At 72.7% G+C, this 25,088-nt stretch carries 21 protein-coding genes; 13 read left to right on the top strand and 8 right to left on the bottom strand.

Features of this window, described 5'->3' with window-relative positions; genetic code table 11:
* Positions 1-47 precede the first annotated feature (47 nt).
* Both ACIBJG_RS26905 and ACIBJG_RS26900 read right to left on the bottom strand, forming a co-directional pair.
* Positions 48-1,601, bottom strand: a complete 1,554-nt coding sequence (locus ACIBJG_RS26905; RefSeq protein WP_399311126.1) for a flavin monoamine oxidase family protein — start codon at positions 1,599-1,601, stop codon at positions 48-50.
* Positions 1,602-1,708: 107 nt separating this feature from the next.
* Entirely contained in the window at positions 1,709-2,899 is a 1,191-nt protein-coding gene (locus ACIBJG_RS26900) for a flavin-containing monooxygenase (RefSeq protein WP_399311124.1), read from the bottom strand.
* Positions 2,900-3,047: 148 nt separating this feature from the next.
* On the opposite strand from ACIBJG_RS26900, the gene ACIBJG_RS26895 reads away from it, so the two are divergent.
* From ACIBJG_RS26895 to ACIBJG_RS26880, 4 genes are all read left to right on the top strand, one after another.
* A complete protein-coding gene (locus ACIBJG_RS26895; RefSeq protein ID WP_399311122.1) occupies positions 3,048-3,500 on the top strand; it encodes a DoxX family protein in 453 nt (150 codons plus the stop codon).
* An 8-nt stretch (positions 3,501-3,508) separates the two neighbouring features.
* Positions 3,509-3,913, top strand: a complete 405-nt coding sequence (locus tag ACIBJG_RS26890) for a Zn-ribbon domain-containing OB-fold protein (RefSeq protein WP_399311121.1) — start codon at positions 3,509-3,511, stop codon at positions 3,911-3,913.
* A gap of 133 nt (positions 3,914-4,046) precedes the next feature.
* The gene (locus tag ACIBJG_RS26885; RefSeq protein ID WP_399311118.1) at positions 4,047-4,814 is read left to right on the top strand and encodes an SDR family NAD(P)-dependent oxidoreductase; all 768 of its coding nucleotides are present in this window, start codon (positions 4,047-4,049) and stop codon (positions 4,812-4,814) included.
* Positions 4,815-4,908: 94 nt separating this feature from the next.
* Positions 4,909-5,691, top strand: coding sequence for a thioesterase family protein (locus tag ACIBJG_RS26880; protein WP_399311116.1), 783 nt, complete (start codon positions 4,909-4,911; stop codon positions 5,689-5,691).
* A gap of 36 nt (positions 5,692-5,727) precedes the next feature.
* Here the strand turns inward: ACIBJG_RS26880 and ACIBJG_RS26875 are convergent, their stop codons facing one another.
* The 6 genes from ACIBJG_RS26875 to ACIBJG_RS26850 form a co-directional block, all read right to left on the bottom strand.
* Entirely contained in the window at positions 5,728-6,393 is a 666-nt protein-coding gene (locus ACIBJG_RS26875; protein WP_399311114.1) for a hypothetical protein, read from the bottom strand.
* A 46-nt stretch (positions 6,394-6,439) separates the two neighbouring features.
* Entirely contained in the window at positions 6,440-7,030 is a 591-nt protein-coding gene (locus ACIBJG_RS26870; protein WP_399311112.1) for a DUF1707 domain-containing protein, read from the bottom strand.
* 56 nt (positions 7,031-7,086) lie between these two features.
* Positions 7,087-9,216: an ATP-binding protein gene (locus ACIBJG_RS26865; protein WP_399311110.1), complete on the bottom strand. Its 2,130-nt coding sequence runs from the start codon at positions 9,214-9,216 to the stop codon at positions 7,087-7,089.
* Positions 9,213-9,920: a DUF4255 domain-containing protein gene (locus ACIBJG_RS26860; protein WP_399311107.1), complete on the bottom strand. Its 708-nt coding sequence runs from the start codon at positions 9,918-9,920 to the stop codon at positions 9,213-9,215. The genes ACIBJG_RS26865 and ACIBJG_RS26860 overlap by 4 nt, the downstream gene beginning before the upstream one ends.
* Entirely contained in the window at positions 9,917-13,117 is a 3,201-nt protein-coding gene (locus tag ACIBJG_RS26855; protein WP_399311106.1) for a hypothetical protein, read from the bottom strand. Before ACIBJG_RS26855 ends, ACIBJG_RS26860 begins: the two co-directional genes overlap by 4 nt.
* Before the next feature lie 298 nt (positions 13,118-13,415).
* Positions 13,416-14,147: a response regulator transcription factor gene (locus ACIBJG_RS26850; RefSeq protein ID WP_399311104.1), complete on the bottom strand. Its 732-nt coding sequence runs from the start codon at positions 14,145-14,147 to the stop codon at positions 13,416-13,418.
* A 250-nt stretch (positions 14,148-14,397) separates the two neighbouring features.
* Between ACIBJG_RS26850 and ACIBJG_RS26845 the strand changes: the two genes are divergently transcribed.
* The 9 genes from ACIBJG_RS26845 to ACIBJG_RS26805 all read left to right on the top strand — a co-directional run bounded on the left by ACIBJG_RS26845 (position 14,398) and on the right by ACIBJG_RS26805 (position 25,040).
* Positions 14,398-15,702, top strand: coding sequence for a hydrolytic protein (locus ACIBJG_RS26845; RefSeq protein WP_399311184.1), 1,305 nt, complete (start codon positions 14,398-14,400; stop codon positions 15,700-15,702).
* Positions 15,703-16,225: 523 nt separating this feature from the next.
* A complete protein-coding gene (locus tag ACIBJG_RS26840) occupies positions 16,226-17,752 on the top strand; it encodes a phage tail sheath family protein (RefSeq protein ID WP_399311102.1) in 1,527 nt (508 codons plus the stop codon).
* A gap of 59 nt (positions 17,753-17,811) precedes the next feature.
* On the top strand, positions 17,812-18,252 hold the full coding sequence (locus ACIBJG_RS26835) for a phage tail protein (protein WP_124720830.1): 441 nt from the start codon (positions 17,812-17,814) through the stop codon (positions 18,250-18,252).
* A complete protein-coding gene (locus tag ACIBJG_RS26830; protein WP_399311100.1) occupies positions 18,249-18,740 on the top strand; it encodes a hypothetical protein in 492 nt (163 codons plus the stop codon). Before ACIBJG_RS26835 ends, ACIBJG_RS26830 begins: the two co-directional genes overlap by 4 nt.
* Entirely contained in the window at positions 18,740-18,898 is a 159-nt protein-coding gene (locus ACIBJG_RS26825) for a DUF6760 family protein (RefSeq protein WP_167535327.1), read from the top strand. Before ACIBJG_RS26830 ends, ACIBJG_RS26825 begins: the two co-directional genes overlap by 1 nt.
* Before the next feature lie 2,590 nt (positions 18,899-21,488).
* Positions 21,489-21,998, top strand: coding sequence for a hypothetical protein (locus ACIBJG_RS26820; protein WP_399311098.1), 510 nt, complete (start codon positions 21,489-21,491; stop codon positions 21,996-21,998).
* Positions 21,999-22,058: 60 nt separating this feature from the next.
* Positions 22,059-22,484: a phage tail protein gene (locus ACIBJG_RS26815; protein ID WP_359078086.1), complete on the top strand. Its 426-nt coding sequence runs from the start codon at positions 22,059-22,061 to the stop codon at positions 22,482-22,484.
* A 67-nt stretch (positions 22,485-22,551) separates the two neighbouring features.
* Positions 22,552-23,274 carry a LysM peptidoglycan-binding domain-containing protein gene (locus ACIBJG_RS26810; RefSeq protein WP_399311096.1) on the top strand — a complete coding sequence of 241 codons (723 nt, stop codon included), beginning with the start codon at positions 22,552-22,554 and terminating at the stop codon, positions 23,272-23,274.
* Positions 23,271-25,040 carry a VgrG-related protein gene (locus ACIBJG_RS26805; protein ID WP_399311094.1) on the top strand — a complete coding sequence of 590 codons (1,770 nt, stop codon included), beginning with the start codon at positions 23,271-23,273 and terminating at the stop codon, positions 25,038-25,040. Before ACIBJG_RS26810 ends, ACIBJG_RS26805 begins: the two co-directional genes overlap by 4 nt.
* Positions 25,041-25,088: the final 48 nt, after the last annotated feature.

The following is a 25,088-nucleotide window of genomic DNA, read 5'->3' as shown; positions in this document are numbered from 1 at the left end:
CCTTCCCCGGACCACCGCTCTCTCGACCTCAGGACGCCGCGTGGGCGTCAGAGCGCGGCGACGACCTCCTTGGCGACGCGCTCGCCCGAGCGGACCGCGCCGTCCATATAGCCGTTCCAGTACGTCGACGTCTCCGTACCCGCCCAGTGGATCGCCCCGACGGGGGTGCGCAGCGCGGCGCCGTAGCGGGTCAGGACGCCGGGCGGGGCGTAGGCGACCGGGCCGCCGCGGGAGTAGGTCTCGTTGTCCCAGCGCTGGAGTACGAACCCGGTCGGGGTCTTCGCACGGTCGCCGAAGTACGTGGCGAAGTCCTTCAGGACCGCCGCCCGCACCTCGGCCTCCGACGCCCCGTTGAGCCTGCGCATCTCGTCGGACTCGATGAAGCCCATCAGCGCCCCGTATGAGCCGTCCGGCGGGGAGTTGTCGAAGGTGGAGCGCACGGCGCCGGAATCGCTGACCACCTGCCCGTTGAGGCCGTCGGCCCGCCAGAACGGGGTGTCGTACACCGCAATGGCCTTGCCGACCGAGCCCATCGGCAGCCGCTGGCCGAGCTGGTCGCGGGTGGCGGGCAGGCCCGGGGAGAAGGTGATGCGGTTGGTGAGCGAGGGCGGCACGGCGATCACGACGCGACGGGCGGAGACGGTGAGGCCCGGTGTCTCCACGGTCAGCCGGCCGGTGCCCTGCGCGATCCGGGAGACCGGGGCGTTCAGGACGACCCGGTCGCCGAGGGACTGGGCGAGGCGCAGCGGGACCTGCGCGGAGCCGCCGACGAACCGGGTCGCCTGGGCGCCCGTGGCCGTCTCGGTGAGGCGCTCGAAGGTGCCGGGCGTCGACTCGTTGCCCGCCGCCCGGATGTAGAACAGCACGAACAGGAGCGAGAGCTCGCTCGGCTCGGCGGAGAAGACCGAGGTGCACGCCACGTCGAAGAGGAACTTCGCGGACGGGATCACGGCGTTGTGCTTCAGCCAGGTCTCGAAGGTCTGGCTGTCCCACTCGTCCGCCTTCGCCGCCGTCCACGGGGCGTCGACCGGCACCTGCTTGGCCATGTCGTCGAGCATCGCCTGGACCGCCGCCGCGTTGGCGAGCCCCGCGACGTCGATCGGCGGGACGGAGCCGAGCAGCCCGTCGGTGGCGTAGGGGGTCCGCTTGCCGTCCTTGAGCAGGACGTTCTTGCCGGTGTTGTACGTGGGGAAGGTCGCCACCCCCAGCGAGTCGGCGAGGGCCTTCATCCGGTCCTGGGTCGGGCCGATGAACTCGCCGCCGCCCTCGCTGATCCCGCCGTTCGGCAGGGCCAGGTTCAGAACCCGGCCGCCGACCCGGTCGCGTGCCTCCAGGACCAGGACGGACTTCCCGGCGGCGACGAGATCGCGGGCGGCGGTCAGCCCGGCCAGCCCGCCGCCGACCACCGCGACGTCCACCTCGCGTGCGGCGGCACCCGCGGTGGCCGGCGTGCCGGCCGGGGCGGCCTGCGCGGTGCCGGTGCCGGTCGTGGCGAGCACCGTGACCCCGGCGGCCGCCGCACCTCCCAGCATCGCGCGCCGGGTCACCGGTCCGCGGTCCGGTTGCGGGGTCCGGCCTGTTCGTTGACGTGCCACGTGCATCCTCCGTATCAGGGTGGGATGCCCCGCCGGGAGTGCCCGGCAGGGGCTGTGCTGTGCGAACGGCGTGGCCCTTCCCGGACGCGCGCGGGGGGACCGGGTGGTGCGGGTCAGGCGGTGCGGGCCAGCCGCTTCGCGATCTTCCGCGCGTCCAGGGCCATTTCGCGGAACATGCCGCTGATCGGGTTGGTGAACCCGGTGAAGTACAGGCCGGGCGCCTGCTTCGGCGTACGGCCCCCGTGCGCGACCGGCCGGCCCCGGGCGTCCAGCACCCCGAGATGACCGACCAGCGGCTCCAGGGCCCGCAGGTACCCGGTCGCGGCGATCACCGCGTCCGGGGTGATCCGGTCCCCGCCCGCCAGCACCACCGCGTCCTCGTCGAACGACTCGACGGCCGCCACCGGAACCACCCGGCCGCCCTTCACCGCGTCGATCAGCCCCACGTCCTGGACCGGGATCGCCCCGTCCCTGACCCGGGAGTACAGGCCCGTGTCCGGGCGGGGCAGCCCCTGTTCGGCGAGGTCGGGCACGGCGGCGCGGGCCATCAGGCCGCCGGCCCGGTCGACGAGTGCGACCGGCAGCCGGCGCACCAGGATGCCCGTCGCCTGCGCGGGCCAGCCCGCCGTGGACCGGCGCACGATGTGCGGCACGGTGCGCACCGCGAGCCGTACGCGCGCGGCCCCGCCCTCCACCAGGTCGACGGCGATCTCGGCACCGGTGTTGCCGACGCCCACGACGAGGACGTCCTTGCCCGCGTACGGGGCCGGGTTGCGGTACTCCGAGGCGTGCAGCAGTTCGCCGGTGAAGGTGTCGCGCCCGGACCAGTCGGGGATCCGCGGGGTGTGGTTGTAGCCGGTGGCCACGACGACGGCCCGGCCGGTGAGTTCACGCCCGCCGGTCGCGGTCAGCCGCCAGCCGGCGCCGTCCGCCGCCGGGTCGATGCGGGAGACCTCGACGCCCGTCACCACTTCCAGTCCGTGGTGCTCGACGTACTTCTCCAGGTAGCGCACCACGTCGTCCCGGGGGACCCAGCGGCCGAACCTGCGGGGCATGGCCAGCCCCGGGAGGGCGGACCAGCGCCGGGTGGTGTGCAGGTGCAGCCGGTCGTAGTGGCTCCGCCAGGACGCGCCGACGTCCCCGGACTTCTCCAGGACGACGGCGCGGACCCCCTGCTCGCGCAGGGCCGCGGCGGCGGCCAGGCCGCCGGGGCCGCCGCCGATGACGTAGACGGGGCGGTCCTCGGTGATGTCGGTGGGGGCCGGAGTGCTGCTGCTACCGGCGGTAGGTGTGCTGTCGGACATGCTTCGGAGCGTAATCGCGCGACTCCTTGATGGGTCTCGGTCAAGACCGGAATCGATTGCGAATTGATCACGGGTGCACACCCCTTGCGCAGCCCGCCGCCATCAGGTGAACTGACGTACCGTCAGATTACGTGAACGGGAGGCCCCCATGCGAACGATCTGGCTCGACGGAGCACAGTGGCTCGCCGTGCTCCGCATAGGCCTCGGTCTGTGGTGGCTGGAGAGCTGGCGCCACAAGGACAAGAAGGGCTGGTTCGAACGCGGCACCGGCATCGCGTGGGCGGCGGACGTCGCGGGCAAACACCGCTGGCCGGTGGTCCGGACCGGCTTCCAGAAGATCGTCGCGCCCCGCCCGAAGGCCATGGCGTACGTCGTCGTGTACGCGGAACTCGCCCTGGGTCTCGGCCTGGTGACCGGACTCCTGACCCCGGTCGCCCTCGTCGCGGGCCTCCTGCTCAACCTGCTCTACCTGGTGCTGATGATCCACGACTGGGCCGAGCAGGGGCAGAACGCCATGATGGCGCTCGTCTCGCTCGTCGCCCTGTTCGCGATGTCCTGGCAGACCTGGTCCCTGGACCAGGCGATCGGGCTCTTCCAGTGACGGGCGCGATGCCGGCCCCCCGGTACGACGTCCCGGAGCCCGACGCCTTCACGCGCCCCTACTGGGACGCCGCCGCCGAGGGGCACCTGCTGCTGCGCCGCTGCCGCGGCTGCGACCGGGCGCACCACTACCCGCGCGAGTTCTGCCCGCACTGCTGGAGCGAGGACGTCTTCTGGGAGCGGGCAAGCGGCCGGGCCACGCTCTACACCTGGTCCGTCGTCCACCGCAACGACCTGCCGCCGTTCGGCACCCGCGTTCCGTACGTCGCCGCGGTCGTCGACCTGGCGGAGGGGCCGCGGATGATGACGGAGGTCGTGGAGTGCGCGGAGAGCGCGCTCGTCATCGGGATGGAGCTGCGGGTGACGTTCCGGCAGGAGGAGGGGCACGAAGCGGTGGCGGTCTTCCGGCCCTGAGCGGGACGCGCCGGGCGTGCGGGGCGTGCGGGGACGGTGTCCCGCCCACCGGGACGGCGCGCCGCCCTGGCAGGCCGCACGGGTTTGGATGCGTACCACCGGTCAGGTTGCCCCGACTGTTGGGAGAATGCGCATGTCACTCGAAGGACGCGTCGCGATCGTCACCGGCGCCGGGGACGGGATCGGCGCCGCGGTGGCCCGGCGGTTCGCCGCCGACGGGGCCAGGGTGCTGGTCGCGGAGCTGAACGAGGAGACCGGCCGCGCCACGGCCGAGGAGATCGGCGGCCGCTTCGTACGCACCGACGTCAGTGACAAGGCGCAGGTCCTGGCGATGGTCGACACCGCCGTACGGGAGTGGGGCGGCGTCGACATCCTGGTCAACAACGCCTGGGGCGCCGGTGACGTCGGCCGGGTCGAGAACAAGACCGACGAGATGATGGCCCGCGGTCTGGGCGTCGGCTTCTACGGGCCGTTCTGGGCGATGCAGGCCGCCTTTCCGCACATGAAGGCGCGGGGATGGGGCCGGGTCATCAACATGTGCAGCCTCAACGGCGTGAACGCCCATGTGGGGACACTGGAGTACAACGCCGCCAAGGAGGCCCTGCGCACCCTGACCCGGACCGCCGCCCGCGAATGGGCCCCGACCGGGGTGGTGGTCAACGCGATCTGCCCGGGGGCGAAGAGCGCGGCGTTCCGGCGGGTGATGGGCGAGCATCCCGAACTGGCGGCGCAGGCCGACGCCATGAACCCCATGGGACGGGTCGGTGATCCCGACGAGGACATCGCCCCGGTGGCGGCCTTCCTGGCGGGTGAGGGCGCGCGTTACGTCACCGGCAACACGCTCTTCGTCGACGGCGGGTCACACATCAACGGAGTCGCCTGGGCCCCCGACCTGCCGTGACCGGCCTTCGCGGGACGGACCCGGGCGGAGGCCGGTATCCGTGCGGTGGCACGCTGGTGTTCCTTGATCCGTACGGCCGCGAGGGAAACACCGCATGAGTACCGGCAGCTACTACGAGCGCATCGACGAGCACTGCTTCAAGCCCACCACTCATGCGAGCGGTGCGTGGAGCACGGACGAAGTGCACTTCAGCCCGCTCGGCGGCCTCATCACCCACGCCATCGACCGGCACCTGGCCGACCGGCCTGGAGGCAGTCTCCTGCTGTCCCGGATCAGCTTCGACATCCTCGGACGGCTGGCCCTCGACGCGTGCGAGATCCGGGTCGAGACCATCCGGCCGGGCCGCACCATCGAACTGGTCGAAGCCGTCGCCCTCATCGGCGACCGCCCCGTCGTACGCGCCCGGGCCTGGTGCCTCGCCATCGGCGACACGGGCGCCGTCGCCGGTGGCGGGGACGACCGGCTCACCCCTCCCGAGGAACTCGCGCCCTGGCCCATGGGAGAGCTCTGGCCGGGTGGCTACATCGCCTCGCTCGACGTCCGCCCGCTCGGAAAGCCCCTGCCGGGCCGCACGAGCGCCTGGATCTCCACGCCCCTCGACCTCGTCGCGGGCGAGCCCGCCGGCCCGCTCGCGTCGTATGTCGCGCTCGTCGACACCGCCAACGGCATCGCCGTACGGGAGCAGCCCACCGCCTGGATGTTCCCCAACGTCGACCTGACGATCCACCTGCACCGCGCACCCGAAGGCCGGTGGACCGGCCTCGACACCACGGTCGTCTTCGGCCCTACCGGCCAGGGCCTCACCAGCACCGTCCTGCACGACATCCACGGACCCGTCGGCCGGGCCGAGCAGATCCTCACCGTCCGGCCCTCATGAGGTGTCGGTGTTCAGGCCTGACGGACCGGGCCGGTTTCACCCCAGCCGCTGCACGCTGATCGACCACGGCCCGTCGGAACGGGTGTAGACGAGGCAGGGCCCGGGCAGCGGTGCCTCGCCCCGCCACGGGCCGATGTGGTTGGCCGGCTCGCCCAGGAAGCCCTTGCCGTCCGCCTCTAAGGTGTCGACGAGGAAGTAGCCGCCGTCGTCGGACCGCGGGTCGCCCTCGTAGCGGAGCGTCGCGATCCCCGGTCCTCCCTCGTAGCGCAGGACGTCCGAGGCGGGCCGCCGCGCATGGTCGTCCAGGGGCAGGGCGCTCGACGTCACGGTTGCCTCGACCATCCACGGTCCGTCCGCCTGGACCTGGAGCGCGCGCACGGGCCGGTCGTCGGCGTAGACCAGCGCGCGGCAGGCGAAGGGCCCGTCGGTGTACACCAGTTGGCTCTGTGACTGGAGGTCCGGGCCCAGGGCGTCCACGACGAAATGGCCTGCCCCGTGATGGGTGATGTCGAGAATGACCGGCCCGGCTCCGGTCGTCAGCGGTGCGACCTGGTTGTCGTCCCCTCCGATGCGTTGCAGCACCGGTCCACCCGCGGTGAGCAGCGGAGGTGCCTGCTCAAGCGCCGCCTTGGTCTTGGTGACTCCGGCGAGGGGTGTCACGCCGGAGTCCTGCTTCGTACGGTCCCGCTGGAACCACTTCATCGTCGGTCCCCCGTTGGCGTGGTGGGCAGCCTTGCACCGGCACGGCTCAGCGCGACAGGTCCTTGCGCTGCTTGCGGCGTTCGCGGAAGTTGGGGTGGCGGATCTGGATCCTGCCCATGCCGCATGAGCCCGTGATCCGCAGGATCGGCTTGCCGGGCAGATGTGTGCCCGAGGTCTTGTTCTTCAGGCGGCCGAACGAGAGATCCACCGCGTCCGTGTCCGCCTTCCAGCCCACCGGGACCACGAGCACCACCCTGGCCACCCCCGCGGTCACGTCCACGTCGATCTCGCGCAGCCGGCACTCGGCCTGGCTGAAGTCTAGGCGTACGCCGCCCAGGCCGCCGTGAGCGATGATCCGGGGCGGCACCTTCCAGCGGCCGGTCCGCTCCGCCCCTTGGACGCCGCCCTTCACGGTCAGCGGCTCGACCGGGTCGACGGCGGCCGGTCCGAGGTCGTCGGTGAGCGGGGCGAGTTCGGCGTGGGTCTTGGCCGTGAGGGCCAGACCCAGACGCTCGTCCAGTTCCTCGAGATCGATGCGTCCCTCGGCCGCTGCCTCCCGCAGCTGTTCCACGACTGCTTCGCGGTCGGTGTCGGAGGCGCGCATACGGCCGGCGGATCGCGTGGGCTCTGCAGTCATGCAGCAGATGATACGGACGCCGGGGGGCGCGTCCATGGCTCGCGGTCCGGCACCGCTCAGCGCCGGGTGCGCTCCAGCCACGGGCCGAACTCGCTGTCCAGGACCAGCCGTCCGAGTTTGCGGTACTCGGCGAGCACGGCCGTGACGAGCTGCTGCGTGTCCAGGGGGAGGCCCGACTCCGCCGCCTGGTACGCGGCGGTGACCGCGCAGGCGCGGATGGACCCGCCCGTCAGCTCGAAGCGCTCCGCGCAGGTACGCAGGTCGAGATCGGGGGCGCGGGGGATCTCCGTACCCAGGCAGCGTTCCCACAGGGCCAGGCGCTGCTCCTTGTCCGGTACGGGGAAGTCGGCGACCACGTCGAGGCGGCGGGTGAACGCCTCGTCGAGGTTGGCCCGCAGGTTGGTGGTGAGGACGGCGATGCCGTCGAAGGACTCGATCCGCTGGAGCAGGTAGGCCGACTCCACGTTGGCGTGCCGGTCCTGGGCGTCCTTGACCTGCGAGCGCTTCCCGAAGACGGCGTCCGCCTCGTCGAACAGCAGCACCGCGTTGACGTCGGACGCCTCGACGAAGATCCGCTCCAGGTTCTTCTCGGTCTCACCGATGTACTTGTCGACCACGGAGGACAGGTCCACGACGTAGAGCTCCATGCCCAGATCGGCGGCGACCACCTCCGCCGACATGGTCTTCCCCGTGCCGGACTCCCCGGCGAACAGCGCGACGATGCCCCGGCCCCGGCCACCGCCCGGCCGCATCCGCCACCGGCCGAGCACCTGCTCACGGTGGCGTGCGCGCAGGGCCAGGTCGGACAGCTGGCGGCGGGTCGACGGGGGCAGCACGAGGTCGTCCCAGCCGACCGTCGGCTCGATGCGACGGGCGAGCCGTGCCAGCCCCGCCCCGTTCTGGGCCCGGACGGCGGTCCGCAGGTCCTGCGCCTCGACCGGGCGTCCCTCCAGACCGGCCAGCCGGGAGGCGACGGCGGCGGCCCTGCGGATCTGGCCGGAGTCGAGCCGGTAGGCGCGGGTGGCGTCGACGAGGCGCTCCTCGGCCGTCGCGGTTCCTGCGGCGAGGCCTGTCGGGGCGCCGGCCTCGGTGAGCGCCCGGCGCCACCGCTGCGCCGCGTCCGCCGGGTCCGGAGGCGGGACGTGGACCGTCACCGGGCTCTCGGCGGCCCACAACGGGTCCCAGTTCTTCTTCCCGTACATGAGCAGGGGGGAGCCGCCGCCGACCGCTTCGCAGAGCCCGCCGATCAGCCCGGCGCCCTTGGGCTGCTCGGGGACCAGCGACTCCAGCGGCCCGAGGACGAGACCGCCGCCCGTCAGCCGCGCCTCCGTCGCCAGGATGTGCGCGGTCCGACCCGGCTCCGGGGCGGCGGCCAGGGCCGCGACGTCCACCACCAGCGGGCGGAGCCCGGCCGCGAGGAGCGCGTCGGCCGCGAGGCGGCCGGGGTCGCCGCCGCGGTCCAGCAGATGCACCAGGCCACTGCCGGTGCCGAGCGCCGCCGCGACGCGCAGCGTCGTCGGAGACGGGTCCGGCTCCTCCTGTGGCCCGGCGACCCGGACGAGGCCGTGCAGCCTTCCGTCCACGCCGTCGTCGCCGAGGAGGTGGGCGGTGACCCGGTCCGGGACGCGCAGAACCCGGGAGAGCAGCGGGCGTTCGGCGTCCAGCACCTCCACGAGCCCGGCCGCGACCAGGGGGGAGGCGGGCGCGAAGCGGAAGCGGCCGGAGCCCGCGGCGGGCAGCCCGCAGAGTTCCAGGGCCAGGCCGATCGTCGCCCTGCGCCGGGTGAGGTCGTCGTTGAGATAGCCGTACAGCCACTCGAACCGTGCGTCGATGTCCGGGGCCATCGCGACCAGCAGGAGATCGACGTCCGGCGCGACCAGGCCGAAGCTCTCCGTGAGGGCGGCGAGCCGGCCGCCGGCCGGGGAACGCGGCGGGGCGTCGGGGACATGGGCGGGGACGGGGAGGAACGCGTCGCGCGAGTCCAGGATCCGCTCGGCCGCGGCGGGGGTCAGGTACTGCCCCCGGTACGGATCGTTCGGTTCCGGGTCGGATTCCTGGCGCAGCGCGACCGCGTGCCGTACCCGCCGCTCGATGTGGCCCAGCCGTTCCCAGAGGTCCTCGATGCCGGTCGGCGGGGCGTCGTCCGGTTCCTGGAATCCGGCCGGGGCCCGGTACGCCGTGGTCACCGGGCCGGACCTCCACGCCTGCGGCGGCCCGGCGGAAGCTGCCGTTCACGCTCCGCCGCGAAGCCCTGTCCGCGGGGCTCCGACGCCCCGTCGTAGCGCAGTCGTCGCCCCGGTTCCGCGGCTTCGCCGTCCCGTTCGGGCGCCGTCCGCACCAGCAGGCCCTCGGTGACCGGCGGCCCGGCCGCAGTCAACTCGCCGGCCAGCGGCGCCCACACCCGCAGGTCGATCGCGGCCTTCAGCTCGCCGCCGAGCGCGGACCACACGTCCACGGTGGACGGCCGGTCACCGGAACCGGCGGACGCCGCCTCCATCTCCACGGTCAGCCCGAGCGTGGCGAGGCTGCCGGTCAGCATCCGTTCGGGCAGCGCGTCCGTGTGGATCACGCAGCGCAGCACCTCGGAGAGGAGGCGGTGTTCGTCCTGCGGACGGTTGGTCCACGCGGTCAGCAGATAGGTCAGTTCGAACCACCGGGCGGGTGTCCGCCGCCCCGTGATCACGCCCTCGTCGTCGTACTCCTCGGCGGTGCCGGTACGGCGGCGGGTCGCGTCCTCGCGGATCCCGTAGAGGAAGATGCTGACCGTCGGGGCGTTGCGCCGCGCCGACCAGTCGCTCGTCGGTGCGTCGAAGACCAGGTCGACGCCGCTCTCCTGGAGCCCGGCGTCGACGAGCAACAGCCGGAGCCCTTCGTCGACTTCGTGAATCACCTGCGTCCCACCTCGTCCGGCGGGACGATGGTGCCGCTGACCACCAGGAACGGTGTGGTGACCGGGCTGAACCCCGGCCCCGACGCGGTGATGGTGCGCGGCCCGGTCCGGTCCTTGACCAGGATCAGCAGCTGGGCGATGAAGGTGCCGTCACCGGCCGGCCGGGTCGGCACCGCGGCTGCCGTGATTCCGGGCGTCCAGGTGAGCTTCACCGGAACACCGGGCGGGAAGTCCTTGCCGCGGACCGAGGTGACGAACCCCGGCTTGCCGACCGCGGGCACCGAGATGATGCGCGGCTGGAGGATGCGCAGCGGGATCCGGGAGACGTTGTCACCGCGGTCGGCGTCGGTACCGGTCGTCGTCAGTGTGCCGGTGATGTGCGTACGCAGGGCATGGTCCGGGGCGAGCACCACCCGCAGGACGGAGGAGGCACCCGGCGCCAGGTCGGGAAGCGTGCACACGCCGGTGGCGCAGCCCGCCGGGCGGGTGGTCACCGGGATCCCGGCGGGCAGGCCGAGGCGTAGCCGCAGGCCGGTGGCGAGCGCGTTCTTCCCGTTGCGCACGGTGTACGTCACCACGACCCGGCCGCCGACGTACCCGGGGCTGGGCTGGGCCCGCACGACGACCGCGGGGCCCGCTTCGGGCTCGGGCGGCAGCGGGGCGGGCGGCTGCGCGGGGGGCTGCTGGGCAGGCGGAGAGGTGTGCGGAGGGGCGGGGGTGGGCGCCGAGGGGGTCGGGTCGGGCAGCTGGGGGACGTCGCGGACCCGGACGTCCGTCCCGGTGGCGTTGTCCGTGGGGTTCGGGTCGACGACGGCTCCGGTGACCGACCAGCCCATCCGCCAGGGGCCGGTCGTCACGCCGGTCAGCCGCGCGGTGACCTCCACCTCGGCGCCGGGCGCGAGCACGCCGAGATCGCAGCTCGGTGAGCCGGCGGTGCACGGACCGGCGGGGGTGGTGAGTTCCTCCAGGCGTACGCCGGGCGGGGCGTCGGCGATGAACGTGGTGCCGGGGGAGGGGGCCGGGCCGTGGTTGGTGACGGTGACCGTCACCGAGACCGTCGAACCGGCCTGTACGGAGGGGCTGGTGGGCGGCGCGGTCAGCGCCAGGTCGACCTGCTGCTGGAAGGCGGGCTCCTTCTGGCGGCCCGGCAGCTTCGAGGTCAACGGGGTGAGGGTGCCCGTGGCGAGGTCGAGTTCGGACAGCTGCTCGGGGGAGTTCGGTGCGCGGTCCCGGCGGTGGCTCAGCACCAGCCGTGTGGCGTCCGGGGACCAGGCCACGTCACGGGGCTGGTAGGGCCCGGTCGCCGAGACGTCCGGGATCTGCCTGCGGCAGGCGCCGGCGTCGCCGCGGCGGTCGGAGGGCAGCACGACCCGGCAGTCCTTGCCGTCCGGCGAGGTGACGACGACGCTCGCCCGCTGGTTGATCTGGTCGGCGCGGTCCTTGCGGTTGAAGGCGATCGCCTTGCCGTCGGGGGAGAAGGCGGGGCTGTCGTCGATGACCTTGCACTCGCCGGGGCAGCCGGTCTTGCTGAGGTCCCGCTGCTGCTTGAGGTCCTTCACCGGGGCGGTCCAGACGTGCTTGATCCCGCCGAGGTCCCGGATCACCTCGTTACGGGTGAAGGCGAGCAGGGTGCCGTCCGACGACCAGGCGGGCTGGGCGTCGCCGCCCACCTCCTCTTTCCCGGGCGGGACCACTTTGCCGATGATCTTCTTCGTGGCGACGTCGGCGATGAGCACCCGGCTCGTCCGGGCCCCCTCACCTGCCGGAGAGGTCCGGGTGAACGCCAGCTTGGTGCCGTCCGGGGAGTAGGAGGGGTCGGTGTCCCAGTCCTGGGCGCCGCGCCCCTCCAGGTCCATGGCCGTCTCGTTCATTCCGTCGGTGTCGGCCAGCCAGATCCGCTGGATCCGGACGCCGTTCACGGTCTCGAAGCGGGTCACGGCGATGTTCAGGCCGTCCGGCGTGTAGGTCTGCCGTTCGGTCCAGGGGTCGTAGCCCTCGGACGGGTGGAACAGCGGATCGTCGGCCGGGTCGTCGCTGGTGTTGGACGAGGCCTTCGGGTCCTCGCGCAGTACGTCGAGCCTGAGATCGCGGGGGTCCGAGCCGTCCTGCCGCATGTCCTGGAGCGTGACGAGGTCCGCGTCCTTGGTGGTCCTGCGGGTGACGATCACCGACCCGGAGGCCGACGGCCCGAGCCAGGCCGGTGCGTCCACCTGCCGGTCCTCGAAGAGCATGCTGTCCGGCGTCACGTTGCCGGCGGAGGGCGTCCGGTACACGTGGTCGTACAGGGCGCATCCGCAGTCCGTGTTGGGGCTGAGGAAGAGGAGACGGTCCCCGTCCGGGAGCCAGGCAGCCGAGCGGGTGCCCCAGCCGGCTCGGGCGCCGGTCAGCAGGGGGCGGTTGTTCCCGGGGCCGTCGGTGAGCCGCAGCCGGTACCCGGTGTCCGTCGCTGATTCCGGTTCCACCCGCAGCGTGTACACGATGAGGGAGCGGTGGGTGCCGTCGTCCACCGGGTTCCACTCGGGCTCGCTCGCGTCGCCCGTCGTGCCGGTGCTCACGCAGGTCACCGTCCCACCGGCCAGGGCGCGTTCGTAGATCTGGGTGCCGGGCTCAGGGCCGCCGTCACTCGCGTACGCGATCCGGGTGCCGTCCGGGGAGAGCGTCGGGTGGGTCTCGTTGGAGGGCGTGTCCGTCAGCCGGTGCGGGTTCTTGCCGTCGACGCCGACCGACCAGAGGTCACGCTGGGCCGATGCCCCGGCCCCCGCCTCGGCGGCGTCGAAGACCACCGTCTGTCCGTCGACGGAGAGTTCGGGGTGCGCGGCGTCGAGGCCGTCGGTCAGCTTGTGTACGTCCCCTTGCGCATCGCGCACGTAGACCTGGGGCTTCGTCTCGTCGCGGAGGCTCGTGAAGACCAGTACCTCACCGCGTCCGAAGGCGTCCTGGTCGTAGTGCGCCGGGCCGTCGCCGGACAGCTCCTCGGTGGCGGTCCCGGACGTCACCTCGCCGAGGCTGCGATGCCCGGTGCCGGCGAAGGCGATCCGTCCGGTGTCCGTCGGCGCCGCATCCGAGGCCGCGACCGCTTGGGGCGCGCCCAGCGGGGCGGAGATGGAACCTGCCACCAGCAGTGGTGTCAGAAGCACCACGACGCCGCTCAGCCGGCGCAACCGGGTACGTGGTGCCGGGCCAGCAGGACCGCCCACGGTCCACCTCACAGTCTGATCGATGGTTCTCCACCCTCAAGCATCGTGCGCAGGGCGGAACATGGACAGAGCCCCGAGTACCCGAGCGAGGGAAGACCCGGTGCCCTTTGCGGCCACGGGCGGCTCCCCACGCGTCCCGATCCTGGTGGCCGCTCACCTCCGCGCGGGGTTGTTGCCCGACGTGGAGGACCGGGCAGAGGCCGCGGGTTGCCGCGGGGGCAGTGTCCGTTGCCCCCGCGGGCCCGTGGCCGCCGGCCGCCGGGAGAGGCGGCCGCCCCGGGGAACTCGGGGCGGCCTCTCAGATGAGCCCGTGCCGCATGGCGTAGCCCACCGCATGGGCCCGGTTGCGCAGGTGCAGCCGTGTCGCAACCTCGTGCAGCACGTTCTTGACGGTCCGTTCGGAGTACGACGTCTTCTCCGCTATCTCCGCGGTGCCGTACCCCTCCGACACCAGCCTGATCATCTCCGCCTCCCGCGCCGTGAGGGTGGAGAGCGAGAGCCCGCGGGGGTCCAGCACCGTGCGGTGCAGACTGCTGACGTGGTCGAGGAGCTTGCCCAGGAGGTCGCCCGGCAGCACCCCCTCCCCCTTCGCGATCGCCGTGACCAGGTGGACGAGCCGGTCCTGGTCGGCCTCCCCGCGCCTCAGCACGGCGGCGACGCCGTACTCGATCAGGGTCTGGAGCGCCCCCGTCTCGAAGAAGCCGACGACGAGCCCGGTGCGGGTGGCGGTGTTGCGCTGGAGACGGTGCAGGAGCTGGACGGTGGCCTCGTTCACCATGTCCACCACTACCAACGAGACCTGGGCGCGGTCGGCCTCCTCCTCCGGTATCAGCTCTATCTCCGGCCGCATGCGCAACTGCTGCGCCATGCCGGTCTGCAGGATCAGGTCCTCCGCGTACACGGCTACGGAGATCCTGCCCCCCTGGGGCATCGGCGGCGCGCCCTGCGCGCGTTGCTCCGGCACGCTCGGTCCGCGGCTGCGGCCGCCCTCCGCCCCTGTCTTCATGAATTCCGTCGTGGTCATGGTCATGTGGTCGTCTTCCTCAGCTACTTCCGCAGGTTCCCCGATAGGCGATGGAGTCGGTTCTCGAAACGTGAGCCGTCGTGCCGGCTCGTTCCGTGGCCGGACAGGGTGACCTGGCCCGGGGGTGGGGCACGAGGAAACGCCGCGGGTGTTCCGCCAGGGCACCTGCCCTGCCCGCACGTTGCCCTCCCGCCTCTGCTGCCGGGGCAGGGGCGCGGCCTAACGTCGCATCGTGACCACATCTGCCGAATTCGACATACCCACGGTGACGGTGTCGCCAGGCACCGAAGCGACGACCACGCTGACCGTGCGCAACGACGGAGACATCGTCGAGGCGTACACCCTCGAAGTGGTCGGCGACTGTGCGGCATGGACCACGGTGGAACCGGCGCGGGTCTCCCTGTACCCCGGCACCTCCGAGACCGTGACGCTGCGGCTCGCGCCGCCCCGGTCCCACGAGGTCAAGGCGGGCGAAGTCCCGCTGGGCGTACGTGTCCTGCCGGCGGAGCACCCCGAGTCGGTGGCCGTTCCCGAGACGACGGTGGTCGTCGAGCCGTTCCGCGAACTCCGGGCACGACTGGAGCCGGGCCGGCGCAGGGGCTGGCGGGGCGCCCGGTTCCGGGCCTCGGTGCAGAACCGGGGGAACACCCCCGTCGACGCCGTGTTCGCCGGTAAGCAGGAGGGGGAGGAACTCCGCCTCGCCTTCATACCGGAACGCCGGAGCCTGCAGCCGGGCGAGTCCGCCGACGTGGCCCTGCGCGTGCGGGCCCGGAAGCTGATCTGGTTCGGCGCTCCGGCCACTTGGCCGTTCGAGGTCAGGGCCGTGGACAGCGAGGGAGCGGATACCGAGGGCGACCAGTTCGGCCGGCCGGAGCCGCTGCCGGGCGAGTTCGCACAACTTCCGCTGCTGCCGAAGTGGTTGCTGATCGTTCTGGCGGCGCTGCTCGCGCTGCTGGTGGCGTGGTTCGCCCTGGTGCGGCCCACCATCCGCAGCACCGCGAAGGAGGCGGGGGCCAAGGCGGCGCAGGAGGAGAACCGGGAGCGGCCGCAGGGCGGTGCGGCGACCGGTGGCAGCACCGGCGGCGACCCGACCGGCGGCCAGGGCCAGCAGGAGGGGACGGGCGGCGGAACGGCCAAGGGTGGCACCGGTGGTGCGGCAACCGGCGGTTCCGGATCGACGGGGGGCGGCGGCGAGGCGACCGGCCAGCAGTGGTCCGAGACGATCGACGTGCAGACGAAGGCGGGCGCCAAGAAGGACGAGCCGTATGTGGTTCCGGCCGGAAAGGTATTCGGCGTCACCGACCTCGTAGTCTCGAACTTCCAGGGAGACGAAGGGGTGTTGACCATCTTCTTCGGAGAACGGAAGATCACCACCATTGCTCTGGAGACGTTCCGCAACCAGGACTATCACTGGGTCACCCCCATTCGGATTCAGGAAAATGCCAAGGTCACCGCTTCCGTGACCTGTTCCAAGCCGGGCACCCCGGCGACCGGGACGCAGGCCTCCGAGTGCCACCAAGTAGTGAATGTCAGCGGTGTGATGAGCGATTTCGCACCGTAGGAACGATAGCGCTGGAAACATGTCCGTCCGTTGCGGGAGAGTGAACGAACGGTGCTCCTGTCGACCGGGACTTCGCCCCGTCCGCCCGTCGGGGTGTGTCTCTTCGCACACCGTTCTGGACCGGGAACAAAATCGCCGGAGCGCATCTACTCGGTGATTCCCGGTATTTCGCGGGTGATTCCCGGTCTCTCGTCGCCGGCTGGGTCCGCTCGGACCGCGAATGCCTCGCTCACCGGAGCGGCTCGAAAGATTTCGGTCCTCCGCAGGTCGTGGATATGCGGCTTGTTCGAGCCATGCGCCCCGGGTAATTTCTGGCTGAAACTAATCCCTCTCCCGCGGCGATCGGACGGTTGCCGGGGGTGCCGGCAGGCGGTTGCGGGGAACCGGGATGCCCCGCCGGGCGCCCGGGGTGCCCGGGAAGGCAGCCACCCTGCCCCATGGCCAGGACTCTGAGACCTACTGCCCGCATACGTGCCCGGGCAAGACTGAACACGCGAACGACTGACCACCCGAAGGAGCGAGCATGCCGTCGTACCTCACCCCAGGTGTATACGTGGAGGAGGTGCAGTCCGGAGCACGGCCCATCGAGGGAGTCGGCACCGCGGTCGCAGCCTTCGTCGGGTTCGCTGAGACCGGCCCCTTCCACCGGCCGACGCTGGTGACGAGCTGGGACCAGTACGTATCGGCCTTCGGCACCTTCACCCCCGACACGTACCTGACGCTCGCCGTCCACGGCTACTTCAGCAACGGTGGCGGCGCGGCCTACATCGTGCGCATCGGCGGCCCGTCCGAGGACGCACCGCAGGGCTCCGCGCCCGCGGCGGCCCCGCCCGTCGCCATCGGCGGCTTCCTCGTCTCCGCCCGTCCGGGCGCCGGTGACGGCCTCTCCATCGAGGTCGCCGACGCCGAGGGCGAGAACCCTCCGGAGGACCGCTTCCGGCTGCTGGTGCGCCAGGGCGGCAAGGTGGCGGAGACGTACGACACCTCCGTACGCAAGAACGTCAAGGGCTACCTGGTCACCCAGGCCCGCCAGTCCAAGCTCATCGAGGTCACCGAGCAGCCCGGTGCGGCGCAGACCCGCCCCGAGAAGCAGAGCCTCACCCTCTCGCCCGCCGCCCCGGGCGCCGGTACCACGGCCCGGACCGGCCCGGCCGAGTACGTGGGCGACGCGTCGGCCCGTACGGGCATCGCGGCCCTTGAGGCGATCGACGAGATCACCATGGTCGCCGTCCCGGACCTGATGAGCTCCCACCGCCGCGGCGACATCGACGACGAGGGCGTCAGGGCCGTACAGCTGGCCGTCATCGCGCACTGCGAGCAGATGGGCGACCGGGTCGCCGTCCTGGACACCCCGCCGGGGATGAACGCCCAGCGCGTGCGCACCTGGCGCAACGACGACGCCGGATACGACTCGCGCTACGCGACCGTGTACTACCCCTGGCTCAAGGTCCTCGACCCGGCCACCGGCCAGCAGACCCTGATCCCGCCGAGCGGCCACGTCGCCGGTGTCTGGGCGCGCAGCGACGGCGAGCGCGGGGTACACAAGGCGCCCGCCAACGAGGTCATCCGCGGCGCGCTGGACCTGGAACTCCGTCTGAGCCGCGGCGAGCAGGACCTGCTCAACCCGATCGGCGTCAACTGCGTCCGCGCCTTCCCCGGCCGCGGCATCCGCATCTGGGGCGCACGGACCCTCTCCTCCGACCCGGCCTGGCGCTACCTCAACGTGCGCCGCCTCTTCAACTACCTGGAGGAGTCCATCCTCCTGGGCACCCAGTGGGTGGTCTTCGAGCCGAACGACGACCGCCTCTGGTCGAGCATCCGGCGCAACGTCACCGCCTTCCTCACCGAGGAATGGCGCCGGGGCGCACTCTTCGGGCGGACGGCGGAAGAGGCCTTCTACGTCAAGTGCGACCGCGACAACAACCCGCCGGAGTCCATCGACCTCGGCCAGGTCGTGTGCGAGATCGGCGTCTCCCCGGTGAAGCCCGCGGAGTTCGTCATCTTCCGCCTCTCGCAGTTCTCCGACAGCACCAGCCTCGTCGACGAGTGACCTTTCCTCGTCGAGGAGCGTCCCAGCAGGCAAACGAACGGAACAGGTGACACGTAGTCATGGCAGAGGGCGATGCTCTTTCCACCCACGTCTTCGGCGTGCAGCTCGGCGGCTACCTCGTGGAGTCGATCCAGGAGATCAGCGGTCTGACCGTCGAGGAAGAAGTCGTCGAGGTCCGCCAGGTGACCGCCGAGGGCAAGCAGATCATCCGCAAGCAGCCCGGCGCGCGCCAGGCCGGCGAGGTGACGATCACCCGCGGGCTCGACAAGAGCAGCGAGTTCACCAAATGGATCAAGGAGACGCTGAACAACGGCGCCGTCGACACCGCACGCCAGAACCTCACCATCGAGATCAAGGACTCGAAGGGTGAGACCGTCCGCCGCATCCAGCTGATGCAGGGCTGGGCCAGCAAGTGGGAGGGCCCCTCGCTGAAGGCCGGCGAGTCCAGCGCGGCGACGGAGACGGTCACCATCACCTTTGAGGAGATCGTGGTCGAATGAGGCGCAGGACCGTTTCCGGCGGCGGCCTCGACGAGGTCCTCGACACCCTCGCCGCCGCCGCGCCCGCCCCGCGGGAGGAGGCCCCGACGCCTCCTCCCGCCCGCGAGCGCGACCGTCAGGACCTGCGTACGGAGTTCGAGTTCGACCTCCCGCGCGGATACGTCGACGACGAGGGCCAGGTCCACCGGAGCGGGTCCATGCGGCTCGCCACGGCGCGGGACGAACTGCGCCCGCAGATCGACCTGCGGGTCAAGGAGAACCCCGCGTACCTGAGCGTGGTGCTGCTCAGCCAGGTGATCACCCGGCTCGGCACCATCACCGACGTGCACGCCGGGGTCGTCGAGCGGATGTACGCCACCGATGTGGCGTTCCTCCAGGACTTCTACCGCCGCATCAACAGCGAGGGCCACACCCACGCCGCGGTGACATGCCCGCTGTGCCACGGGTCGTTCGAGGTGGACCTCTCGGGTGAACGCCTGGGGGAATAGTGACGTACGCGCCTTCCCGGCTGCGGGAGGAGCTCGCGTACATCGCCTACCACTTCCACTGGCAGCGTGAGGACATCCTCGACCTCACCCATGGTGAGCGGCAGGAGTGGGTGAGGGAGATAGCGCGGATCAACACCCGCGTCAACGAGAGCGGGTGAGGGCGTGGAGTTCAGGGACTGGTTCGGCAGGGGAAGCCGGAGGCAGGCCGCCGGCACGCCCGTTCCGGGGTCTGCGGAGGACGGAACCGGAGGCGGTACGGGACCTGCGGCCGAGCCGGAGACCGCGCCTCCCGCGCGCCCGGACGCGGACTGGGACGGCGGCTGGCGGCGGGTCGCGCCACCCGCCGTGACCGTCGCCCGGTCCTCGATCGGGGTGAGCGACGGACTGCGCTTCAGGTCCCGGCTCGCCTCGTGGCAGAACGTCGCGTACGGAGGCGAGCTCGGCCACGCTGTCCTGCCGTCCGCACCCGTGGGCCTCATCCACGGCGTGGCGCGGCCGGGAGTCGCCCGTCCCGCGGCCGCCTCCGGAACACCCCTTCTCCTGCGCGCAGCCGGGGGACAGGGGCAGGAGGAGCCGGGGCCGGCACAGCCGTCGTCGTCCGGCGCCCCGGGCCGTACGCCCGCCGGGAAGCAGACCCCTGCCACCACCCTCCAGCGGTCGGGCGGCAGCACGCAGCCCCGGAGCGCCGCCGGGACGGGGCCCGTGGCCCGACGGTCCGGCCCCGACGCCGCGCCCGCCCGGCCCGGTCCGGGCGTCGCACCCGCAGCCGGCCCCCGGCCGTCCGCGGACGACGGGCCGGCCACGGCTGCGGCACCACGGACGCGGCCCGCACCGGTCCGCCCTCAGCGCATCGCGCCGCCTTTGATCGTTGCCCGGCGGCCGGTGACGCCCCTGCGGAACCTCGCTGCCGTCACGCCGGCGGCAACCGCTGTACCGGCCACGCGAGATGGCCGGCAGAGCGGTTCCGGGCGGGCGGACTCAGGTCGGCCGGAATCGGGCCGGGCTGACGCCGGTCGCATGGAGCCCGGGGAGCGCCGGCCCACCGGTGCGGTGGAGCGCCCCGCGAGCCCGCCTGCCGCGCCTCCTGTACGCCCCGCCCTGGGCAGGCCCCTGCGGCAACTGCCTCCCGGTGCGGCTCCCTTCGTCGCGCCCGGCCGGGATGGTGGCACGCCCGCGAACTCGGCCGTGCCGCAGGGACCGGCGCTGCCCGTGGTCCAGCGACAGACGGAACAGGGCCCGGTGGGACAGGGCCCGGTGGGACAGGGTCCGGTGGGACGGCCGGAGGGCCGACAGCCGTCGGAACGTCACGCGAAGGGGCAGCAGGCGGGCCAGCGGCCGGGCCGGCAGGCGGGGCAGGGGCAGCAGCCGGTGGAGCGCCGGGGTTCGGCCCCCGCGACGGCCCCGACGCCCGTCCAGCCCGCGCCCGCGCCCTCATCGGCGTCTGCGCCCTCTTCCGCGCCCTCATCCGCGTCTGCGCCCTCATCCGCGCCCGCGCCTGCGCCTTCCGCGCCCCGGCCCCCTGCCCCCGGCCCCAGCGGCCCGGGTTCGCAGGCCCGTACCCGGGGTGGGCTCGGCGCGCCCCTTTCCTCGCTCCCGCCGACTGCGGGCACCGCGCACGACGCCCCGTTGCTGGGCAACGGTGACCCCCGTCGAGCGCGTCCCGGAACCACGGGCCCGCTGCCGGGCGGCCCGTCGGTGGGGCAGCCGTCGACGTCCGCGCCCGCCCCGGTCTCTCCGGCCTCCCCGTCCGCGCCTTCCGGCATGCCGCTGCGCTCGCCGGCGGCCGGCCACTCCGGTGCCGCGCCCGCGTCCGCCTCCCCGCAGCCGGCATCGGTCCAACGCGCCGCGGACACCACCCGCCCGTCCGCGAGGACGGTTGTCGCTCCATCCGGCGCGACTGCCCCGGCCACCCCGCCCGCCCCGGTACGCGTCCGACGGATCGCCCCCCGCGGGCTGAACGGCCGGACGACTGCGCCGGTCACGGGAGGAACGGCGACCGGTCCTGCGCCGATGACGGTCCAGCGATCGCGTGGCCTGCTCGCGGGACGGACGCTGACCGTACGTACCGGCGCGGCCGAGGGCTTCTCGGGGCCGGTATCGGCCTCCCCCGCACGGCCCGTGGTGGCGGCGACCTGGCGGCGCGACGTCCGGCCGCCGGAATCCGACGGGCCGCCGGGCGGCACCACCCGGAGCACCCCGGCCCACCGCCCCGTCGTCCAGCGGGCCGCCCGCCCCGCCGCACCCACTCCGGCGCACCGGGCCCCGGGCGTCACTGCGCAGGCAGGACGGGACTCGGGACAGGACGCGCGACCGGAAGCAGCAGAACCGCAGCGGCGGGCGCGCGGCGCCACCGTCCAGCGGTCCGTGCCGGGCGCTGCTCCGGCCGGTCCGCCCTCGGCCGGCCTCCCGCAGACCGGCGCACCGCCCCAGGCGACCCGGGCACAGACGCCGCGCAGGTCCTCCGCCCGCTCCCTCGCACGGCTGGTTCAGCGTTCGGCGCGCGGCGCCACTCCCTCTTCCGTACCGCTCCCCTCCGGGAACGAGCGGTCAGGGCCCTCAAAGGCCTCCAAGGCCCCCACGGCCCCCACGGCCCCCACGGCCCCCAGAACTCACACCGCCCGCGCATCCCAACCGCCGTCCCCCCAACCGTCTTCCCCCGCACCGGAGTCCACCGCGTCCGCGTCCGCCCCGCGCGTACCGGTGGTGCGCCCGCATCCGCCCGGGTCCCCCCGGCCCGGGGGCGCCGCCGTGTCCGTGCAGCGCTTCTCGATGCCGGTGGTCCCCGAGACCGGCACACCCGCCACCGGACCGGCGCCGGAGACGGGCGCGCCGTCCGGCGTACCGCAGCCCCTCACCGTGCGCGCGTCACGCCCCGCACCGGGCCTCCCCGGCGGAGCCCATCAAGGCGGTGGCCCGGCAAGTCCCGCGTCCCGGAACCCCGCACCCCGTAGCCAGGCCCCCGGCAACCGCGCTCCGGGCTCCCGGGCTCAGGCGCTCCAGCGGGCCGTGGGCGAGGCGGGGCTCTCCGGGGTCCCCGTTCGCGTGGTCCAGCCGAAGCCCGGCAAGTCGGCCAAGTCCGCCCCGGCCGCCACCTCCACCGCAGCGGAGGCCACCGGTGCTCCGCGGACCAACGAGGTCACCGGCCTGGACATCGAGGAGCTCGCCCGCAGGCTGCTCGACCCGGTCAGCAGGCTGATCCGGGCGGACCTGCGCAGAGGACGGGAACGCTCCGGACGGCCGTACGACGGCCGCCGCTGAGGCAAACCCGCCACCCAGCCCGCCCCGCCACCCACGGACAGCAGAGAAGAAGAGAAGCACATGACCGACAACATCTTCGCGACGAGTGTGTTCTTCAAACTCGCCATCGGCGGAAGCGACTTGGGTCAGTTCCACACCTGCTCGGGGCTGGGTGCCGAGGTGGAGCTGGAGCAGTACGCCGAGGGCGGCAACAACGGCTTCACGTGGCAGCTGCCCGGGCGGATCACCTGGACCAACATCACGCTGACCCGCCCCGTCACCGCCGACACCCTGAAGATCGCGCGCTGGCTGAACGAGACGACGCAGCGGGTGGAGCGCAAGGACGGCGAGATCGTCGCACTCCGCCCCGACCTCAGCCGGATCATCAGCTGGCAGATCCAGGGCATCGTGCCGGTCCGCTGGCAGGGGCCCTCCTTCGACCCGTCCAGCTCCGAGGCGGCGATCGAGACCCTGGAGATCGCGCACGAAGGCCTGGTGCCGTCCTGATGGGACGCCTGTTCACCCGAGCCGATGACGCCGATGACAGAGACGCCGCGCAGGAAGGAGGGACACCATGGCAGCGACGGCCCGCACGAGCCGTGCCCGTGCCCAGTTGACCATCATGGAACCGCCGGCCGACGTGGGCGCCAAGCCGGGCGGCACCCTCGCCCGGCTCACCTTGCAGTTCAACCCGGCGACGCTCTCCCTGGCCAAGAACACCGAGTGGCGGCGTACCCCCTCCCGGACGGCAGGGGAGTCCGCGCTGCCGGAGTTCGTCGGCAGCGGGCCCCGCTCGCTGTCCCTCGACGTCTTCCTCGACGCCACCGCCACCCACGACAACTCGGTGGAGAAGGCCGTGGAGCAGCTCATGACGGCCTGCGTGCCCACCCCGAGCAGCCTGGGGCGCAAGAAGCCGTCGAGCCCCTGGGTGCGCTTCGACTGGGGGACGTCGAAGACGACGTCGTTCGACGGGGTGCTCTCCAGCCTCTCCGTCTCGTACACGCTGTTCGACGTCGACGGGAAGCCGCTGCGCGCCACCTGCTCCCTCTCGATCGAGGAGGCGAGCGTCGACCCGGCCGGCCAGAACCCCACGTCCGGATCGAAGGAAGCACGCCGTACGCACCGGGTCGTCGCCGGGGACAGCCTGCCGCTGCTCGCGTGGCGCGAATACGGTGACGCCACCGCCTGGCGCACGATCGCCGAGGCCAACGACATCGACGACCCCATGCAACTGGCCCCGGGCACGGAACTCCTCGTACCCGGACTGGAAGACCACGCCTCGGAGGTCGCCCGGTGACCGCGCCCGCCCGTTCGTTCGCCGCCGACCCGATCGTCGAGGCCCCCGCCGAACTTCCCCAGGCCTGGGCCTCCCAGCTGGTGAGCTGCGCGGTCGACGAGAACGTCGGCCTGCCGGACACCGCCGTACTGACCTACCGGGATCCGTACCACACGCTGCTCAGCGCGACCGGGATCACCATCGGCACCCCGCTGAAGATCTCCGTGGTCACCGTCCAGGAGCAGGCGAAGGAGCGGCTGTTCACCGGTGAGGTCACCGCGCTCGAACTCGACAGCGACACCACCGGCTCCTTCACCGTGGTCCGGGCCTTCTCCAAGGCCCACCGGCTGCAGCGCGGACGGAAGGTGGTGGCCTTCCGCAACATGAAGGCCGCCGACATCGTCCGCAAGGTCGCCGCCGGGGCCGGCCTCACCTGCGGGAAGGTGGAGGCGGCTCCCGTCATGTACAAGCAGCTCACCCAGCCCAACATCTCGGACTGGGACTTCCTCCAGTACCTCGCGGGCGAGAGCGGCGCGCACGTGCGGGTGGACGAGAAGGGCCTGCTGCAGTTCGTGAAGCCGAAGCCCGCCGCCTCTGCGCCTTCCCCCGCCACCTCCGCCACCCGGAACCCGATGGTGCTGGAGTACGGGCGCAACCTGCTGGCCCTGCGGGCCGTGCTGACCGGCGCGGACGGGGCGGACAGCGTCGAGGTGCGGGGCTGGAACGTGGAGACCAAGACCCGGCTGGTGGCACGCGAGCAGTCCGTCCGCTCCACCACGGTGGTCCCCGGGATGAGCCCGTCCGCCGCGGCCGGGGCGTTCGGGCCGAACGCCCGGATGACGGTTGCCGACACCCCGTACCGGACCCAGGCCGAGGCCGGAGCGGTCGCCGGAGCGGTGGCCGCGCAGGTCAGCTCCGGCTTCGGGGAGATCGAGGCGGTCGCCGAGGGCAACCCCCGGCTCCGGGCCGGCGAACCGGTCGCCCTGGGCAACGTCGGACCCGCGTTCGCCGGCCGCTACACGGCGACGGCGGTCCACCACGTCCTCGACCCGCACGGCGGCTACCGCACGACCGTGCTGGTCAGTACCTCCCCCGACCGTTCGCTCTCCGGGCTCACCGGCGGCGGCACGGCCCCGCACGGCCCTCGCATCCCGGGCCTCGCGATCGGCGTGGTCACCGACATCCGCGAAGGCAAGGGCAAGGGCGAACGCGGTTCGGTCCGGCTGAAGTTCCCCTGGCTCGACGACACGTACGTCTCCGACTGGGTCCGTACGGTGCAGTGGGGCGGGCAGGGCGGTGGCGGGGTGTTCAGCCCCGAGGTCAACGACGAGGTGCTGGTCGGCTTCGAGCAGGGCCTGCTGGACAGCCCCTACGTGCTGGGCGGCCTCTACAACGGCGTCGACAAGCCGTCACCCCACGACGTTCCGCTGGTCGACCCGACCAGCGGCAAGGTCAACCGCCGTTCCCTCGTTTCCCGTTCGGGCAACCGGATCGAACTGCTCGACGCCCCGCGCGGCCCGTCCGGCGTACGCCTGGCCACCGGCGACAAGCAGCTGGAGGTCACCCTGGACGAGCGGAGGGGCGAGATCGCGCTGAAGGTGTTCGCCCGCGGCACCTCCCGGGTGCTGAGCTCCCTCTCCCTCGGCCGGTCGGGGATCACGCTCGACGCCGGTACGGGGAACGTGGAGGTGAAGGGGGCCTCGGTGACCATCAACGGCAAGACCGGCGTCACCGTCGACGGCGGACTGCTCGCCGTCCTCAAGGCCAGGCTCATCCGGATCAACTGACACCCGCGTCGCCCCCCGTACCAACTCCCCGGCTCAGCAAGGAGAACA

Source organism: Streptomyces sp. NPDC050422, from assembly GCF_044458665.1.
GTDB lineage: Bacteria > Actinomycetota > Actinomycetes > Streptomycetales > Streptomycetaceae > Streptomyces.
The sequence above is the reverse complement of the archived record's forward strand: the minus strand, read 5'-3'. Positions and strand labels throughout refer to the sequence as shown.

What these genes read in the sequence shown, in the direction of transcription:
- ACIBJG_RS26840 (WP_399311102.1), top strand. Translation starts at nt 16,226, where the DNA reads ATGCCGTCGTACCTCACCCCAGGTGTATACGTGGAGGAGGTGCAGTCC.
- ACIBJG_RS26850 (WP_399311104.1), bottom strand. Translation starts at nt 14,147, where the DNA reads ATGACCATGACCACGACGGAATTCATGAAGACAGGGGCGGAGGGCGGC.
- ACIBJG_RS26880 (WP_399311116.1), top strand. Translation starts at nt 4,909, where the DNA reads ATGAGTACCGGCAGCTACTACGAGCGCATCGACGAGCACTGCTTCAAG.
- ACIBJG_RS26885 (WP_399311118.1), top strand. Translation starts at nt 4,047, where the DNA reads ATGTCACTCGAAGGACGCGTCGCGATCGTCACCGGCGCCGGGGACGGG.
- ACIBJG_RS26870 (WP_399311112.1), bottom strand. Translation starts at nt 7,030, where the DNA reads ATGACTGCAGAGCCCACGCGATCCGCCGGCCGTATGCGCGCCTCCGAC.
- ACIBJG_RS26810 (WP_399311096.1), top strand. Translation starts at nt 22,552, where the DNA reads ATGGCAGCGACGGCCCGCACGAGCCGTGCCCGTGCCCAGTTGACCATC.
- ACIBJG_RS26830 (WP_399311100.1), top strand. Translation starts at nt 18,249, where the DNA reads ATGAGGCGCAGGACCGTTTCCGGCGGCGGCCTCGACGAGGTCCTCGAC.
- ACIBJG_RS26835 (WP_124720830.1), top strand. Translation starts at nt 17,812, where the DNA reads ATGGCAGAGGGCGATGCTCTTTCCACCCACGTCTTCGGCGTGCAGCTC.
- ACIBJG_RS26875 (WP_399311114.1), bottom strand. Translation starts at nt 6,393, where the DNA reads ATGAAGTGGTTCCAGCGGGACCGTACGAAGCAGGACTCCGGCGTGACA.
- ACIBJG_RS26905 (WP_399311126.1), bottom strand. Translation starts at nt 1,601, where the DNA reads ATGCACGTGGCACGTCAACGAACAGGCCGGACCCCGCAACCGGACCGC.
- ACIBJG_RS26895 (WP_399311122.1), top strand. Translation starts at nt 3,048, where the DNA reads ATGCGAACGATCTGGCTCGACGGAGCACAGTGGCTCGCCGTGCTCCGC.
- ACIBJG_RS26890 (WP_399311121.1), top strand. Translation starts at nt 3,509, where the DNA reads ATGCCGGCCCCCCGGTACGACGTCCCGGAGCCCGACGCCTTCACGCGC.
- ACIBJG_RS26815 (WP_359078086.1), top strand. Translation starts at nt 22,059, where the DNA reads ATGACCGACAACATCTTCGCGACGAGTGTGTTCTTCAAACTCGCCATC.
- ACIBJG_RS26900 (WP_399311124.1), bottom strand. Translation starts at nt 2,899, where the DNA reads ATGTCCGACAGCACACCTACCGCCGGTAGCAGCAGCACTCCGGCCCCC.